Raw genomic sequence first — 16,295 nt, 5'->3', positions numbered from 1 at the left:
TGGAAACAGGGATATTCAGGAGAAAACGTGACAAAAATCCGCCAGTTATGTTTGGTCAGTGTATTGCTGACAAGCGGGGTTGCCAGCGCGGCGAATGTCCGTTTGCAGGTTGAGGGGTTATCCGGGGCGCTGGAAAAAAACGTGCGCGCGCAGTTATCGACGATCCAGAGTGACGAAGTGACGCCGGACCGGCGTTTTCGCGCGCGCGTGGATGACGCGATCCGCGAAGGACTGAAAGCGCTGGGGTATTACGAACCCACCATTGATTTCGACCTCCGCCCGCCACCAAAGAAGGGGCGTCAGGTGCTGATTGCCCGCGTCTCAGCGGGTGAGCCGGTATTGATTGGCGGTACCAACGTGGTGCTGCGTGGCGGCGCGCGTACGGATCGGGATTACCTGGATCTGCTGAGTACCCGTCCTAAAGTTGGCACCGTTCTGAATCACGGCGACTACGATCATTTTAAAAAATCCTTAACCAACGTCGCGCTACGTAAAGGCTATTTCGACAGCCAGTTTAATAAAAGCCAGCTTGGCGTAGCGCTGGAGAGGCGTCAGGCCTTCTGGGACATCGACTACGACAGCGGTGAACGCTATCGTTTTGGCGATGTGACGTTCGAAGGATCGCAGATCCGCGAGGAGTACCTGCAAAACCTGATACCGTTTAAAAAAGGCGACTATTACCAGTCGAGCGACCTGGGCGAACTCAACCGCCGTTTGTCGGCAACCGGCTGGTTTAACTCGGTGATTGTCGCGCCGGAATTTGAAAAGTCCCGTAAAACGAAAGTCTTGCCGCTGCATGGCGTGGTCTCCCCGCGCACCGAGAACACCATTGAAACCGGTGTGGGCTATTCGACGGACGTTGGCCCACGCGTGAAAACCTCGTGGAAAAAACCGTGGATGAACTCCTACGGCCACAGCCTGACCACCAGTCTGAGCCTCTCTGCGCCTGAGCAGCAGCTGGATTTCAGCTACAAAATGCCGCTGCTGAAAAATCCGCTTGAGCAGTATTACCTTCTGCAGGGCGGCTTTAAGCGCACCGACCTGAACGACACCGAGCAGGACTCAACGACGCTTGCCGTATCGCGTTTCTGGGATCTTTCAAGCGGCTGGCAGCGCGCCATTAACCTGCGCTGGAGCCTCGACCACTTTACCCAGGCCAACGTCACCAACACCACCATGCTGCTTTATCCGGGCGTGATGATCAGCCGCACCCGCTCGCGCGGGGGCCTGATGCCGACCTGGGGCGACTCACAGCGCTACTCCATCGATTATTCCAACACCGCCTGGGGCTCCGACGTGGACTTCTCCGTCTTTCAGGCGCAAAACGTCTGGATCCGTACGCTGTACGACAAACACCGCTTTGTGATGCGCGGTAATCTCGGCTGGATTGAGACGGGCGATTTCGAACGCGTGCCGCCCGATCTGCGCTTCTTCGCCGGGGGCGACCGCAGCATTCGCGGGTATAAGTACAAATCGATCTCACCGGAAAACGAAAAAGGCCAGCTGACCGGGGCATCAAAACTGGCGACCGGCTCGCTGGAGTATCAGTACAACGTCAGCGGCAAGTGGTGGGGAGCGATGTTTGTGGATGGCGGTGAGGCGGTAAACGATATCCGCCGCAGCGATTTCAAAACCGGCGCGGGCGTAGGCGTGCGCTGGCAGTCACCCGTCGGGCCTATCAAGCTCGATTTCGCCGTGCCGGTGGGCGACAAAGACGAACACGGTTTACAGTTTTACATCGGTCTGGGGCCTGAATTATGAGTTTATGGAAGAAGATAAGCCTCGGCGTACTGATTTTTATCGTGCTGCTGCTCGGTACGGTGGCGTTTCTGGTGGGCACCACCACCGGCCTGCATCTGCTGTTTAACGCGGCTAACCGCTGGGTGCCGGGGCTGGAAATTGGCCAGGTGACGGGCGGCTGGCGCGACCTGCGTTTGAAGAACATTCGTTATGAGCAGCCGGGCGTGGCCGTTAATGCAGGCGAATTCCATCTGGCCGTGAAGCTGGGCTGTCTGCGGGACAGTAAGCTCTGCGTGAACGACCTCTCGCTAAAAGATGTGAACGTGGCGATAGATTCAAAAAAAATGCCGAAGTCTGCGCCGGTCGAGGAAGAGGACAGCGGCCCGCTGAATCTGTCCACACCGTACCCGATTGCGCTCTATCGGGTGGCGCTGGATAACGTCAATATCAAAATCGACGACACCACCGTGTCCGTGATGGATTTCACCTCCGGCCTGCGCTGGCAGGAGAAAAACCTTACCCTGACGCCAACGTCCCTGCAGGGGCTGCTGATTGCGCTACCGAAAGTGGCCGACGTGGCGCAGGAAGAGATTGTCGAGCCGAAGATCCAGAACCCGCAGCCGGAAGAAAAGCCGCTGGGTGAAACGCTGAAAGATCTCTTCTCGAAACCGGTTCTGCCGGAGATGACCGACGTGCATCTGCCGCTGAACCTCAACATTGAGGAATTCAAAGGCGAACAGCTGCGTCTGACGGGCGATACCGACCTGACGGTCTATAACATGCTGCTGAAAGTCAGCAGCATTGACGGCAACATGAAGCTCGACGCGCTGGATATCGACACCAATCAGGGCTCTGTCAATGCGTCAGGGAATGCCCTGCTGCGGGACAACTGGCCGGTGGATATTACGCTGAACAGCGCGCTCAACATCGATCCGCTGAAAGGCGAAAAGGTGAAGGTCAAAGTAGGCGGGGCGCTGCGCGAGAAGCTGGATGTCGGGATCAATCTCTCCGGCCCGGTGGACATGGTCCTGCGCGCGCAAACGCAGCTGGCGGAGGCCGGGCTGCCGCTCAATCTTGAGATTGTCAGCAAGCAGCTTTACTGGCCGTTCACCGGCGAAAAACAGTTCCAGGCCGATGACCTGAAACTGAAGCTGAGCGGCAAGATGACCGATTACACGCTCTCGTTCCGCACCGCGGTGAAGGGGCAGGGCGTGCCGCCCGCGAACATTACGCTGGATGCAAAAGGCAACGAACAGCAGGTTAACCTCGACAAGCTGACCGTCGCGGCGCTGGAAGGCAAAACCGAGCTGACCGCGCTGCTTGACTGGCAGCAGGCAATCAGCTGGCGCGGCGAGCTGAAGCTGACGGGCATTAACACCGCCAAAGAGGTGCCGGACTGGCCGTCGAAACTGGATGGCCTGATTAAAACCCGCGGCAGCCTGTACGGCGGCACCTGGCAGATGGACGTACCGGAAATCAAGCTCACCGGGAACGTGAAGCAGAACAAGGTTAGCGTTGAAGGCTCGTTGAAAGGCAACAGCTATCTGCAGTGGATCATTCCGGGGCTGCACGTGGCGCTGGGCCGCAACACGGCGGATATCAAAGGCGAGCTGGGCGTGAAGGATCTCAACCTGGATGCCACCATTGACGCGCCGAATCTGGATAACGCCCTGCCGGGTCTTGGCGGCACGGCGAAAGGGTTGGTGAAGGTGCGCGGTACGGTGGAGGCGCCGCAGCTGCTGGCGGATATCACCGCCAATAACCTGCGCTGGCAGGAACTGTCCGTCGCCCGCGTTCGCGTTGAAGGGGATGTAAAATCCACCGATCAGATCGGCGGCAATCTGAACCTGCGTGTGGAGCGTATCTCCCAGCCGGATGTGAACATCAATCTGGTGACGCTGGAAGCCAAAGGCAACGAGAAGCAGCACGACCTCCAGCTACGCGTGCAGGGCGAACCGGTATCCGGTCAGCTCCATCTGACGGGAAGCTTTGACCGCAAAGCGGAACGCTGGAAGGGGCAACTGGATAACACCCGCTTCAGCACGCCGGTAGGGCCGCTGGCGCTGTCGCGCTCGATTGCGCTGGATTACCGCAACGCCGAGCAGAAGATCAGCATCGGACCGCACTGCTGGACCAACCCTAACGCAGAACTTTGCGTACCGCAGACTATTGATGCGGGGGCAGAAGGGCGCGCGCAGATTAACCTCAACCGCTTCGATCTGGCGATGCTAAAGCCGTTTATGCCGGACACGACCCAGGCCAGCGGCGTCTTTAGCGGTAAAGCGGATGTCGCATGGGACACCACCAAAGAGGGGCTGCCGCAGGGCAGCGTGACGCTCTCCGGGCGTAACGTGAAGGTGACGCAAGAAGTCAACGACGCGCCGCTGCCGGTGGCGTTCGACACCCTGAACCTGAGTGCCGATCTGCATAACAACCGTGCTGAGCTGGGATGGACGATCCGCCTGACCAACAACGGTCAGCTAGACGGGCAGGTACAGATTACCGATCCGCAAGGGCGGCGTAATCTCGGCGGTAACGTGAATATCCGCAATTTCAACCTGGCGATGGTGAACCCCATTTTCGCGCGTGGGGAAAAAGCCGAGGGACTGCTCAATGCCAATCTGCGTCTGGCTGGCAACGCGGAAAGCCCGCAGCTGTTTGGTCAGATGCGGCTCAGCGGGCTCGATATTGACGGTAACTTTATGCCGTTCGACATGCAGCCGAGCCAGATAGCACTGAACTTCAACGGCATGAGTTCGACGCTGAACGGCTCGGTGCTGACCCAGCAGGGGCAAATTAATCTGAGCGGTGATGCTGACTGGAGCCAGCTTGATAACTGGCGCGCACGCATCGCGGCGAAGGGGAGCCGGGTACGCATCACCGTACCGCCGATGGTGCGTCTGGATGTCTCACCTGACGTCGTCTTTGAGGCGACACCGAGTCTGTTCACTCTGGACGGTCGTGTTGACGTGCCGTGGGCGCGTATCGTGGTTCACGAGGTACCGGAAAGTGCAGTCGGCGTCTCCAGCGATGAAGTTATGCTCAGTGAAAATCTGAAACCTGTTGAACAACAGAGCGCAGGCATACCAATCAATAGTAATCTTATCGTCCACGTGGGGAATAACGTGCGGTTGGATGCGTTTGGGCTGAAGGCGAGACTCACGGGCGATCTGAAAGTGGCGCAGGACAGTCAAGGGCTGGGCCTTAACGGGCAAATCAATATTCCTGATGGGCGTTTCCACGCCTACGGTCAGGATCTGATTGTGCGTAAAGGCGAGCTGTTGTTCTCCGGTCCACCGGATCAGCCGGTGCTCAATATCGAAGCCATTCGTAACCCTGAAGCGACTGAAAACGATGTGATTGCTGGCGTGCGTGTCACCGGCTCAGCCGACGAACCCAAAGCGGAGATCTTCTCCGACCCGGCCATGTCGCAGCAAGAAGCACTTTCTTATCTCCTGCGTGGACAGGGACTGGATAGCGCACAAGGCGATGGTGCTGCGATGACATCAATGTTAGTGGGTCTGGGGGTTGCACAAAGTGGTCAGGTTGTGGGTAAAATCGGCGAGACGTTCGGCGTAAGCAATCTGGCGCTGGACACCCAGGGCGTGGGCGACTCCTCGCAGGTGGTGGTCAGCGGCTATGTACTGCCGGGTCTGCAGGTAAAATATGGTGTGGGGATCTTTGACTCACTGGCAACACTCACGCTACGCTATCGCCTGATGCCTAAGCTATATCTGGAAGCAGTGTCCGGCGTAGACCAGGCACTTGATCTGCTCTATCAGTTTGAGTTTTAGCAATGCGAATATTTGTGTACGGCAGTTTACGAACCAAGCAAGGCAACAGTCACTGGATGACCAATGCCCTGCTGCTGGGGAATTACAATATCGAGAACTACCAGTTGTACAGTCTGGGCCACTATCCAGGCGCGGTTCCGGGGGAAGGAACAGTACAGGGTGAAGTTTATCGTATTGACAATGCTACGCTTGCCGAACTTGATGCCTTGCGCACCAGGGGCGGTGAATACGCTCGCCAGTTGATCCAGACGCCATACGGAAGTGCGTGGATGTACGTTTATCAGCGTCCTGTTGATGGGCTAACGCGGATTGAAAGCGGTAACTGGTTAGACAGAGACCAGTACTGAAAAAAAAGCAACGCCACCGAAAGGTGGCGTTGCTTTTTTTGCGACTCTTGCCGGGTGGCGCTGCGCTTACCTGGCCTGCAATGAACATGTAGGCCCGTGCAAGCGTAGCGCCGCCGGGCAAAACTCTCCAGCCACAAAAAAGCCCCGACATGCGGGGCTTTGTCGATCGGCAGTAAGAATTACTTCTTAGCCGCGCGCTCGAAAGAGGCGATGATTTCTGCTTTCGCCGCTTCAGCGTTGTCCCAGCCGTCAACCTTAACCCACTTGCCTTTTTCGAGGTCTTTGTAGTGCTCGAAGAAGTGAGTGATCTGCGCTTTCAGCAGCTCTGGCAGGTCGTTCACATCTTTGATGTGATCGTACTCTTTGCTCAGCTTGGTGTGCGGTACCGCAACCAGCTTCGCATCTTCACCGGATTCGTCGGTCATTTTCAGCACGCCAACTGGACGGCAGCGAATGACGGAGCCTGGCTCCAGTGGGTATGGCGTTGGGACCAGCACGTCAACCGGGTCACCGTCCAGAGACAGGGTGTGGTTGATGTAACCGTAGTTGCACGGATAGAACATCGCAGTAGACATGAAACGGTCTACGAACAGGGCGCCGCTCTCTTTGTCCACTTCGTATTTGATCGGATCTGCGTTAGCCGGGATTTCGATAACTACGTAGATGTCTTCTGGCAGTTCTTTACCCGCTGGGACGTTGAGTAAGCTCATGTCGGTGTCCTTTAAAATGGATGGTAAACAAGTGGCAGGTATTATAGCCAACTCGCGCTGAATGTCTCCGCCTGTTTTCGCCATCTTCCCTCGTTGAGCCCACTTTTCAGACCGTTTCCATGACAGGAAAATCCATAAACTCAGCCGCATTTTTAATGGTGAAATGAAAGCGATTACAAACTTGTGATTAACGTTTTATTCACTTTTCTGAAGTGTGATGTAACGCAATTCGTTACATATTTCATTGGCTATAGTCATTTCGCAGAACATCTTTTAACCAACAATAACTCACCCTACGAGGACGTTCATATGTGGAAGCGCTTACTTCTTGTCACAGCAGTTTCGGCAGCCATGTCGTCTATGGCGATGGCCGCACCTTTAACCGTAGGTTTTTCGCAAGTCGGCTCTGAATCCGGCTGGCGCGCGGCAGAAACCAACGTAGCGAAAAGCGAGGCCCAGAAACGCGGGATCACGCTGAAAATCGCCGATGGTCAGCAAAAACAAGAGAACCAGATCAAAGCCGTACGCTCCTTTATCGCCCAGGGCGTAGATGCCATCTTTATTGCGCCCGTCGTGGCGACCGGCTGGGAGCCCGTGCTGAAGGAAGCGAAAGACGCGGAGATCCCGGTCTTCCTGCTCGATCGTTCCATTGATGTAAAAGACAAATCTCTCTATATGACCACCGTGACGGCCAATAACGTGCTTGAAGGACAGTTAATTGGTGACTGGCTGGTGAAACAGGTCGACGGCAAGCCGTGTAACGTCGTTGAGCTGCAGGGCACCGTCGGTGCGAGCGTGGCCATCGACCGTAAGAAGGGGTTTGCTGAGGCCATCGCCAAAGCGCCAAACATCAAAATTATCCGTTCTCAGTCCGGTGACTTTACCCGCAGTAAGGGCAAAGAGGTCATGGAAAGCTTTATCAAGGCTGAAAACAACGGCAAGAACATCTGCATGGTTTACGCCCACAACGATGACATGGTGATCGGTGCGATTCAGGCGATTAAAGAAGCGGGTCTGAAGCCGGGCAAAGATATCCTCACCGGCTCTATCGACGGCGTGCCGGACATCTACAAAGCGATGATTGACGGCGAAGCCAACGCCAGCGTGGAGTTGACGCCGAACATGGCGGGCCCGGCATTCGACGCGCTGGAGAAATTCAAGAAAGACGGCACGATGCCTGAGAAAGTGACGGTCACTAAGTCCACGCTCTATCTGCCTGACACGGCAAAAGAAGAGTTAGAGAAGAAGAAAAATATGGGCTATTAAGACCCTCGCCCCTCACCCCAGCCCTCTCCCCGGAGGGGAGAGGGAGAAAGGAAGGGCGGAGCTGGATATTAACAATTGGCACGATCAATCCCCTCTCCCCTCCGGGGAGAGGGTCAGGGTGAGGGGAGGACATATGACCACTGAACAACACCAGGAAATCCTCCGCACAGAGGGCTTGAGTAAATTCTTCCCCGGCGTAAAAGCGCTGGATAACGTCGATTTCAGCCTGCGTCGCGGTGAGATCATGGCGCTGCTGGGCGAGAACGGCGCGGGGAAATCCACGCTGATTAAAGCGCTGACCGGCGTGTATCACGCCGATCGCGGCACCATCTGGCTGGAAGGTAACGCCATTTCGCCAAAAAATACCGCCCATGCCCAACAGTTGGGGATTGGGACGGTGTATCAGGAAGTCAACCTGCTGCCGAACATGTCGGTGGCGGATAACCTGTTTATTGGCCGTGAGCCACGTCGTTTTGGCCTGCTGCGCCGCAAAGAGATGGAAGCGCGGGCGACAAAACTGATGGAATCATACGGCTTTTCCCTCGACGTCCGCGAGCCGCTGAACCGCTTTTCCGTGGCGATGCAGCAGATCGTCGCCATCTGCCGGGCTATCGATCTCTCGGCAAAGGTGCTGATCCTCGATGAACCCACCGCCAGCCTGGATACTCAGGAAGTCGAAATGCTCTTCACCCTGATGCGCCAGCTGCGCGATCAGGGCGTGAGCCTGATCTTCGTTACGCACTTCCTCGATCAGGTGTATGAAGTGAGCGATCGCATCACGGTGCTGCGCAACGGCAGCTTTGTCGGCTGCCGCGAGACCCGCGAGCTACCGCAGATTGAGCTGGTGAAAATGATGCTGGGCCGAGAGCTGGAAACCAACGCCCTTCAGCGTGCAGGACGCACGCTGCTGAGCGAAAAACCGGTCGCCGCGTTCAGCGATTACGGCAAAAAAGGGGTGATCTCGCCGTTTAACCTTGAGGTTCGCCCCGGTGAGATTGTTGGCCTGGCGGGCCTGCTAGGCTCAGGCCGAACCGAAACCGCCGAAGTGATCTTCGGGATCAAACCTGCCGACAGCGGCAGGGCGCTGATCAAGGGCAAACCGCAAACCCTGCGATCGCCGCATCAGGCGTCCTGTCTGGGCGTCGGCTTCTGCCCGGAAGACCGGAAAACGGACGGTATTATTGCCGCCGCCTCGGTGCGGGAAAACATCATTCTGGCGCTACAGGCGCAGCGCGGGTGGCTGCGTCCCATTCCGCGTAAAGAACAAAACGCCATTGCCGAGCGCTTTATCCGTCAGCTTGGTATTCGCACCCCGAGCGCGGAACAGCCCATTGAATTTCTCTCCGGCGGTAACCAGCAGAAGGTTCTCCTCTCGCGCTGGCTGCTGACCAAACCGCAGTTCCTGATCCTCGACGAGCCGACGCGCGGCATTGATGTAGGCGCGCACGCCGAAATTATCCGGCTTATCGAAACGTTGTGCGCGGACGGTCTGGCCCTGCTGGTCATTTCGTCCGAGCTTGAGGAGCTGGTGGGTTATGCCGATCGCGTCATTATCATGCGCGATCGCAAGCAGGTGGCAGAGATCCCGCTGGATAAGCTGTCCGTTCCGGCAATCATGAATGCCATCGCGGCGTAAGGAGCTAATCGTGATGCCCCGTTCACTTTCGCAAACCGGTGAGTCAAAGCGCCGCTTCAGCTGGCCGACCGGTACGCCGCAAATCGCGGCGCTGCTGGTGGTGCTGCTGGTGGATAGCCTGGTCGCGCCGCATTTCTTCCAGATCATCGTGCAGGATGGCCGCCTGTTTGGCAGTCCGATCGATATTTTAAACCGCGCCGCACCCGTCGCGCTGCTGGCGATAGGTATGACGCTGGTGATCGCCACCGGTGGGATTGACCTCTCCGTCGGCGCGGTGATGGCGATTGCTGGCGCCACTGCCGCCTCGATGACCGTGGCCGGGCACAGCCTGCCGGTGGTGCTGCTGGCCGCACTGGGCTCCGGGGTATTAGCCGGGCTCTGGAACGGCATTCTGGTGGCGGTGCTGAAAATTCAGCCCTTTGTTGCCACCCTGATACTGATGGTGGCCGGGCGCGGCGTGGCGCAGCTGATTACGTCCGGGCAGATCGTCACCTTTAACTCCCCGAGCCTGGCGTGGCTCGGTAGCGGCAACCTTCTGTTCTTCCCGACGCCGGTGATTATTGCCCTCGTGACGCTGCTTATCTTTTGGCTCTTTACCCGCAAAACGGCGCTCGGCATGTTTATTGAAGCGGTGGGGATCAACATCCGCGCCGCGCGCAACGCCGGGGTCAACACCCGCTTGATGGTGATGCTGACCTACGTGCTGAGCGGCGTCTGCGCCGCCATTGCCGGGGTCATCGTCGCAGCGGATATTCGCGGGGCCGATGCCAACAACGCCGGGTTATGGCTGGAGCTGGACGCGATCCTCGCGGTGGTGATCGGCGGCGGGTCGCTGATGGGCGGGCGCTTTAACCTGCTGCTCTCGGTGGTGGGGGCGCTGATCATTCAGGGCATGAACACCGGCATCCTGCTCTCGGGATTCCAGCCGGAACTCAACCAGGTGGTGAAAGCGGTGGTCGTGCTCTGCGTGCTGATCGTCCAGTCGCCGCGCTTTGTCAGCATCATTAAGGGGATCCGTGGCCATGATAAAACGTAATTTGCCGTTGATGATCACGCTGGGCGTGTTTGTGCTGGGGTATCTCTACTGCCTCACCCAGTTTCCCGGTTTCGCCTCCACGCGTGTGATCTGCAATATCCTGACCGATAACGCCTTTTTAGGCATCATCGCCGTCGGGATGACCTTTGTGATCCTCTCCGGCGGGATCGATCTCTCCGTCGGCTCGGTGATCGCGTTTACGGGCGTGTTCCTCGCGAAAGCCATTGGGTTCTGGGGCATCTCTCCGCTGGTGGCATTCCCGCTGGTGCTGGTGATGGGCTGCGCGTTTGGTGCCTTTATGGGGTTGCTGATCGACGCGCTGAAAATTCCTGCCTTTATCATCACCCTCGCCGGGATGTTCTTCCTGCGCGGCGTGAGCTATCTGGTGTCGGAGGAGTCGATCCCGATTAACCACCCCATCTACGACACACTCTCCAGCCTGGCGTGGAAAATCCCCGGCGGCGGCCGCCTGAGCGCGATGGGACTGCTGATGCTGGGCGTGGTGGTGATTGGCATCTTCCTCGCCCACCGCACCCGGTTTGGTAATCAGGTCTACGCCATTGGCGGTAACGCCACGTCGGCCAACCTGATGGGGATCTCCACCCGCAGCACCACCATCCGCATCTATATGCTGTCGACCGGGCTGGCGACGCTGGCGGGGATCGTCTTCTCTGTGTATACCCAGGCCGGTTACGCGCTGGCGGGCGTCGGCGTTGAGCTGGATGCGATTGCTTCTGTGGTGATCGGCGGCACGCTGCTCAGCGGCGGGGTAGGCACGGTGCTAGGCACGCTGTTCGGCGTGGCGATCCAGGGGCTGATACAGACCTACATTAACTTCGACGGCACGCTCAGCTCGTGGTGGACGAAGATCGCCATCGGCATTTTGCTGTTTATTTTTATTGCCCTGCAGCGCGGTCTGACGGTGATCTGGGAGAACCGTCAAAGCTCGCCTGTTACCCGCGTAAACACATCGGTAACAGAGCCATAACACGCTGAAATTGCTTAAAGTCTAAACATTTTCCGGTAGCGGCCGATACTCTTCTTTTACGCCAAGAAATATCTCGCTACCGGAAATAACATCATGCTGAAAACGCTATCGATTCGTACCGGCTTGCTCTCTCTACTGGCCGTTATGACCCTTCTGCTGCTGATTGTCAGCGGCATTGGTATTTATGCCCTCACACAGAGTTCTTCTTCACTCCAGCGCATCAACCACCTTCAGGGTGAGCAAATGGTGCAGCTTAATTCTGGCTATACGCTGATCCTGCGCGCGCGCAATGAGGCGGGCCAGGCCGTCCGAATGATGGAAATTGGTCTGCTGGACGATGCATCCAAATCGGTAAAAAACATCAATCAGGAAATTGCCCAGGCGCAGAAAACGCTGAAAGCCGTGATCGACGGCGGGGTGGCTGACGAGCAGGGGCAAAAGCTGCTGGATAACGTGGCGGCGAGTCTGGCGGCGTATACCCGGCAGGGCATCAACCCGATGCTGAAAGCCCTGAACGACCAGAGTGCGGACGGTTATTACGACCTGATTGAGAACGCGCTGATTCCGGTGGCAAACAAGTTTGATAACGATATGCAGGCTTTCCAGGCGTGGAGCGAAGCGCGTGGCAAAGCGGAAGTCAGTGCTGTGCAGTCGAGCAAAACCCGCGTACTGATCCTGATCGTTGTCGCCGCGCTGCTGACGGCAGGTATTATCGTCCTCGCCTGGCTGGTGCTGCGCCATATGCTGCTGAAGCCGCTCTCGGCATCGATTGCTCAGCTTGAACATGTCGCGGCAGGCGATTTAACCCATACCCTGGATCCAACGGCCAGCCAGGAATTTAACCGGCTCAACGCGGCCATTGAAGCGATGCGTCAGTCGCTGATGGGATCGGTTCTGCGGGTGCGCGATGCCAGTTCGCAAATTGATACCGGCAGCCGGGAGCTGACGGCAGGGAATATGAACCTTGCCCAGCGCACGGAATCTACCGCTACCTCACTTGAGCAAACGGCGGCCAGCATGGAAGAGATCACCGCCACGGTGAAACTCAACGCCGACAACGCCGAGCAGGCGCACCAGCTGGCGAAGTCCGTTTCCGACACGGCCGATCACGGCAGTGAAATGGTCTGCTACGTGATTGAAAAAATGCGCGATATCTCCGGCAGCTCGGCGCGGATCGCCGACATCCTGAGCGTGATCGACGGCATTGCCTTCCAGACCAACATTCTGGCGCTGAACGCCTCCGTTGAAGCCGCGCGCGCGGGCGAACAGGGACGGGGTTTTGCCGTTGTCGCGGGCGAAGTGCGAAACCTGGCCAGCCGCAGTGCCGACGCGGCGAAAGAGATCCGATCGCTTATCAGCGATTCACAAACTCATGTGAATGAGGGGAGCGAACTGGCACAGCAGGCCGGCGAAACGATGGATGAGATCGCAACAGAAGTGCTGCGAATGACCAAACTGATGCGTGAAATTGCGACCGCGTCTCAGGAACAGAGTCGCGGCATTGAGCAGGTGAACATCGCGGTGAACCAGATGGACGAAACGGCGCAGCAAAATGCGGCGCTGGTACAGCAGTCATCCGCCGCGACACGCTCGCTGGAAGAGCAGTCGCGCGAACTGATGGAAGCCATGTCCTCGTTTAAGCTGACGGCCCAGACTGCTGCATAATCATATTCATCCCTGGTACGTGCTGTGCCAGGGTTTTATTTGTCGATGAATTTAACGCATTAATATTATCGTGAATATTCCCCATTAATATTTCCAGCGCGCTGGTTAACGCTAACGCTTTTTCTGTGGGTTCAAGATATAAACCTTTACGGTAAAACAGTGGCTCATCAAAAAGTTGATTAAAGCGCTTCAGTGCCAGGCTTACCGCCGGGCGGGACATGTCCAGGCGCACAGAGGCTTTCGCCATACTGCCGCAGCGAACAATTTCAATAAAGACAGGAATAAGATTTAAATCAATGCCGGTATTGGCACGAGAATAATTTTTCATCGCGAATATGCTCCAGGAAATAATTGTCAAACTGTTATGGAAATAATGCAGGAGCAGGGATGAAGATTAAAGCGTCTTTTTTATAAACACTTATACGGTAAAATATATAAATGACTGGGAAGCCGGGCGGCTTCCCAGGAGAAAGGGGTTACGCGTCCGGATACTCACGGATGAAACGTTCAACGTCTTCAACCATGTGGTTGTTGCCGACGAAGAACGAACGGCGCTGGTGCAGGCTTTCCGGCACGATATCCAGAATACGCTCTTTACCGTCGCTCGCCTTGCCGCCCGCCTGTTCGGCGAGGAATGCCATCGGGTTGCATTCGTACAGCAGACGCAGCTTCCCGTCCGGGTGGCTTGCGGTGCTTGGGTAGAGGTAGATACCGCCTTTCAGCAGGTTGCGGTGGAAGTCAGCGACCAGAGAACCGATATAGCGGGAGGTATACGGGCGCTGGGTGGCTTTATCTTCTTCCTGGCAGAATTTGATGTACTTCTTCACGCCGCTCGGGAATCGAATGTAGTTGCCTTCGTTGATGGAGTAAGTGTTGCCCTTCTCCGGGAAGCGCATACGTTCCTGGCTCAGGCAGAACACGCCCAGCGACGGATCGTAAGTAAAGGCGTGAACGCCGCAGCCGGTGGTGTACACCAGCATGGTGGACGAACCATACACCACATAGCCCGCAGCAACCTGATTGCTGCCCGGCTGGAGGAAATCTTCTTCGGTGACCGGCGTGCCAACAGGCGTGACGCGGCGGTAGATGGAGAAAATGGTACCGACAGAAACGTTAACGTCGATGTTGGAGGAGCCGTCGAGCGGATCCATCAGGACAACGTATTTCGCGTGTTCGCATCCTTCGAAAACAACAATTTCATCTTCTTCTTCGGAGGCGATACCCGCAACGATGTCGCGCGCGCGCAGTGCAGCTTTCAGTTTTTCATTTGCGAACAGATCGAGTTTCTGCTGAACCTCGCCCTGAACGTTCTCGGCACCGCTGGCACCCAGGATATCGACCAGACCGGCCTTGTTGATATCGCGGTGGATGATCTTAGCGCCCAGCTTTATTGCCGACAGCAAAGCAGTGAGTTCACCGGTAGCATGAGAGAACTCGTGCTGCTTTTCGACAATAAATTCACCTAACGTTTTCATAACACTTTCCCTGCATCTTATGTGAGTAGAGCGATTGTATGTTCACCAAAACGACTAAAGCCCAACAATCTTAACAAATATTCAAATAGTAGCGCACTGGTGAATCGCGCCAGCAAATACGGATTTACCTGAAATGCGTTTCACAGCCGCTAACATGTGAGTAAAATGTGCGCCACATTGAAGAAGGATAGTGACGTATGCGCATTCATATATTGGGGATTTGTGGCACTTTCATGGGCGGACTGGCAATGCTGGCGCGCTCACTGGGCCATGAAGTAACAGGTTCGGACGCCAATGTGTATCCGCCGATGAGCACGCTTCTGGAGAAGCAGGGCATCTCGCTGATTCAGGGCTACGAGGCCAGCCAGCTGGATCCTGAACCGGATCTGGTGATCATTGGCAACGCCATGACCCGTGGTAACCCATGTGTTGAAGCGGTGCTGGAACGCAATATTCCGTTTATGTCTGGCCCACAGTGGCTGCATGATTTTGTGCTGCGCGACCGCTGGGTTGTTGCCGTTGCCGGTACCCACGGCAAAACCACCACCGCCGGAATGGCGACCTGGATCCTCGAAGCCTGTGGCTATAAGCCTGGCTTTGTCATTGGCGGCGTTCCGGGCAACTTCGACGTTTCTGCACGTCTGGGTGACAGCCCGTTCTTTGTGATCGAAGCCGACGAATACGACTGTGCATTCTTCGACAAGCGTTCCAAGTTTGTGCATTACTGCCCGCGCACGCTGATCCTCAACAACCTTGAGTTCGATCACGCGGATATCTTTGACGACCTGAAAGCGATCCAGAAACAGTTCCACCACCTGGTGCGCATTGTTCCGGGTCAGGGCCGCATCATCCTGCCGGAGAACGACATCAACCTGAAGCAAACCCTGGCGATGGGCTGCTGGAGCGAGCAGGAGCTGGTGGGCGAACAGGGTCACTGGCAGGCGAAGAAACTCAACGCCGATGCCTCCGAGTGGGAAGTGCTGCTCGACGGTGAAAAAGTGGGTGAGGTGAAGTGGGGCCTGGTAGGCGAGCACAACATGCACAACGGCCTGATGGCCATTGCTGCGGCGCGTCACGTGGGCGTGCTGCCTGCGGATGCAGCCAATGCGCTGGGCTCGTTCATTAACGCCCGTCGCCGTCTGGAACTGCGTGGCGAAGCGAATGGCGTGACGGTGTATGACGATTTCGCGCATCACCCAACCGCCATTCTGGCAACGCTTGCAGCGTTACGCGGCAAGGTTGGCGGCACCGCGCGCATTCTGGCCGTGCTGGAACCGCGCTCGAACACCATGAAAATGGGCATCTGCAAAGATGACCTCGCGCCGTCGTTAGGACGTGCCGATGAAGTCTTCCTCTTACAGCCGCAGCATATTCCGTGGCAGGTGGCCGAAGTGGCCGACGCCTGCATTCAGCCTGCACACTGGAGTGCGGATGTGGATGTGCTCGCGGATATGGTCGTGAAAGCCGCACAGCCCGGTGACCATATTCTGGTGATGAGCAACGGCGGTTTTGGTGGGATCCATCAGAAGCTGCTGGACGGTCTGGCGAAGAAAGCGGAAGCGGTCGCAGAGTAAAAAAAAGCCCGGTGGCGCTTGCGCTTACCGGGCCTACATTCTTTTCTCCCTCGCCCCTCCGGGG

General features: G+C 56.9%; 12 protein-coding genes. 9 read left to right on the top strand and 3 right to left on the bottom strand.

Annotated elements, in window-relative coordinates:
* Nucleotides 1-27: 27 nt before the first annotated feature.
* The 3 genes from tamA to KW829_RS18805 are packed head-to-tail and all read left to right on the top strand — an operon-like array spanning nt 28 to nt 5,881.
* Complete coding sequence (tamA, locus tag KW829_RS18815; protein ID WP_108417872.1) at nt 28-1,761, top strand: autotransporter assembly complex protein TamA; 1,734 nt, start codon at nt 28-30, stop codon at nt 1,759-1,761.
* Nucleotides 1,758-5,534 carry an autotransporter assembly complex protein TamB gene (tamB, locus tag KW829_RS18810; RefSeq protein ID WP_218308819.1) on the top strand — a complete coding sequence of 1,259 codons (3,777 nt, stop codon included), beginning with the start codon at nt 1,758-1,760 and terminating at the stop codon, nt 5,532-5,534. The genes tamA and tamB overlap by 4 nt, the downstream gene beginning before the upstream one ends.
* Before the next feature lie 2 nt (nt 5,535-5,536).
* On the top strand, nt 5,537-5,881 hold the full coding sequence (locus KW829_RS18805) for a gamma-glutamylcyclotransferase (protein ID WP_010427401.1): 345 nt from the start codon (nt 5,537-5,539) through the stop codon (nt 5,879-5,881).
* A 179-nt stretch (nt 5,882-6,060) separates the two neighbouring features.
* Here KW829_RS18805 and ppa read toward each other — a convergent pair whose 3' ends face one another.
* Complete coding sequence (gene ppa, locus KW829_RS18800) at nt 6,061-6,591, bottom strand: inorganic diphosphatase (RefSeq protein ID WP_010427397.1); 531 nt, start codon at nt 6,589-6,591, stop codon at nt 6,061-6,063.
* 309 nt (nt 6,592-6,900) lie between these two features.
* Between ppa and ytfQ the strand changes: the two genes are divergently transcribed.
* From ytfQ to KW829_RS18775, 5 genes are all read left to right on the top strand, one after another.
* The gene (ytfQ, locus tag KW829_RS18795) at nt 6,901-7,857 is read left to right on the top strand and encodes a galactofuranose ABC transporter substrate-binding protein YtfQ (protein WP_014882271.1); all 957 of its coding nucleotides are present in this window, start codon (nt 6,901-6,903) and stop codon (nt 7,855-7,857) included.
* Nucleotides 7,858-7,990: 133 nt separating this feature from the next.
* Nucleotides 7,991-9,493: a galactofuranose ABC transporter, ATP-binding protein YtfR gene (ytfR, locus tag KW829_RS18790; protein WP_042714280.1), complete on the top strand. Its 1,503-nt coding sequence runs from the start codon at nt 7,991-7,993 to the stop codon at nt 9,491-9,493.
* 10 nt (nt 9,494-9,503) lie between these two features.
* Entirely contained in the window at nt 9,504-10,529 is a 1,026-nt protein-coding gene (gene ytfT, locus KW829_RS18785) for a galactofuranose ABC transporter, ATP-binding protein YtfT (protein ID WP_174341204.1), read from the top strand.
* A complete protein-coding gene (yjfF, locus tag KW829_RS18780; RefSeq protein WP_218308818.1) occupies nt 10,516-11,517 on the top strand; it encodes a galactofuranose ABC transporter, permease protein YjfF in 1,002 nt (333 codons plus the stop codon). Before ytfT ends, yjfF begins: the two co-directional genes overlap by 14 nt.
* 93 nt (nt 11,518-11,610) lie before the next feature.
* Nucleotides 11,611-13,182, top strand: a complete 1,572-nt coding sequence (locus tag KW829_RS18775; RefSeq protein ID WP_148400920.1) for a methyl-accepting chemotaxis protein — start codon at nt 11,611-11,613, stop codon at nt 13,180-13,182.
* Here KW829_RS18775 and KW829_RS18770 read toward each other — a convergent pair.
* Together KW829_RS18770 and fbp are read right to left on the bottom strand one after the other, a co-directional pair.
* On the bottom strand, nt 13,154-13,510 hold the full coding sequence (locus KW829_RS18770; RefSeq protein WP_010427388.1) for a LysR family transcriptional regulator: 357 nt from the start codon (nt 13,508-13,510) through the stop codon (nt 13,154-13,156). The genes KW829_RS18775 and KW829_RS18770 overlap by 29 nt on opposite strands.
* 148 nt (nt 13,511-13,658) lie before the next feature.
* Complete coding sequence (gene fbp / locus KW829_RS18765) at nt 13,659-14,657, bottom strand: class 1 fructose-bisphosphatase (RefSeq protein ID WP_010427386.1); 999 nt, start codon at nt 14,655-14,657, stop codon at nt 13,659-13,661.
* Between the two features lie 197 nt (nt 14,658-14,854).
* Between fbp and mpl the strand changes: the two genes are divergently transcribed.
* Nucleotides 14,855-16,231 carry a UDP-N-acetylmuramate:L-alanyl-gamma-D-glutamyl-meso-diaminopimelate ligase gene (mpl, locus tag KW829_RS18760; RefSeq protein WP_010427384.1) on the top strand — a complete coding sequence of 459 codons (1,377 nt, stop codon included), beginning with the start codon at nt 14,855-14,857 and terminating at the stop codon, nt 16,229-16,231.
* Nucleotides 16,232-16,295 lie beyond the last annotated feature (64 nt).

The organism is Enterobacter sp. ENT02, assembly GCF_019219165.1.
Classification (GTDB): domain Bacteria; phylum Pseudomonadota; class Gammaproteobacteria; order Enterobacterales; family Enterobacteriaceae; genus Enterobacter; species Enterobacter mori.
This window is presented reverse-complemented; position numbering and strand designations above follow the sequence as displayed.

What these genes read in the sequence shown, in the direction of transcription:
- ytfQ (WP_014882271.1), top strand. Translation starts at nt 6,901, where the DNA reads ATGTGGAAGCGCTTACTTCTTGTCACAGCAGTTTCGGCAGCCATGTCG.
- KW829_RS18775 (WP_148400920.1), top strand. Translation starts at nt 11,611, where the DNA reads ATGCTGAAAACGCTATCGATTCGTACCGGCTTGCTCTCTCTACTGGCC.
- KW829_RS18805 (WP_010427401.1), top strand. Translation starts at nt 5,537, where the DNA reads ATGCGAATATTTGTGTACGGCAGTTTACGAACCAAGCAAGGCAACAGT.
- mpl (WP_010427384.1), top strand. Translation starts at nt 14,855, where the DNA reads ATGCGCATTCATATATTGGGGATTTGTGGCACTTTCATGGGCGGACTG.
- ytfR (WP_042714280.1), top strand. Translation starts at nt 7,991, where the DNA reads ATGACCACTGAACAACACCAGGAAATCCTCCGCACAGAGGGCTTGAGT.
- tamB (WP_218308819.1), top strand. Translation starts at nt 1,758, where the DNA reads ATGAGTTTATGGAAGAAGATAAGCCTCGGCGTACTGATTTTTATCGTG.
- ppa (WP_010427397.1), bottom strand. Translation starts at nt 6,591, where the DNA reads ATGAGCTTACTCAACGTCCCAGCGGGTAAAGAACTGCCAGAAGACATC.
- KW829_RS18770 (WP_010427388.1), bottom strand. Translation starts at nt 13,510, where the DNA reads ATGAAAAATTATTCTCGTGCCAATACCGGCATTGATTTAAATCTTATT.
- fbp (WP_010427386.1), bottom strand. Translation starts at nt 14,657, where the DNA reads ATGAAAACGTTAGGTGAATTTATTGTCGAAAAGCAGCACGAGTTCTCT.
- yjfF (WP_218308818.1), top strand. Translation starts at nt 10,516, where the DNA reads ATGATAAAACGTAATTTGCCGTTGATGATCACGCTGGGCGTGTTTGTG.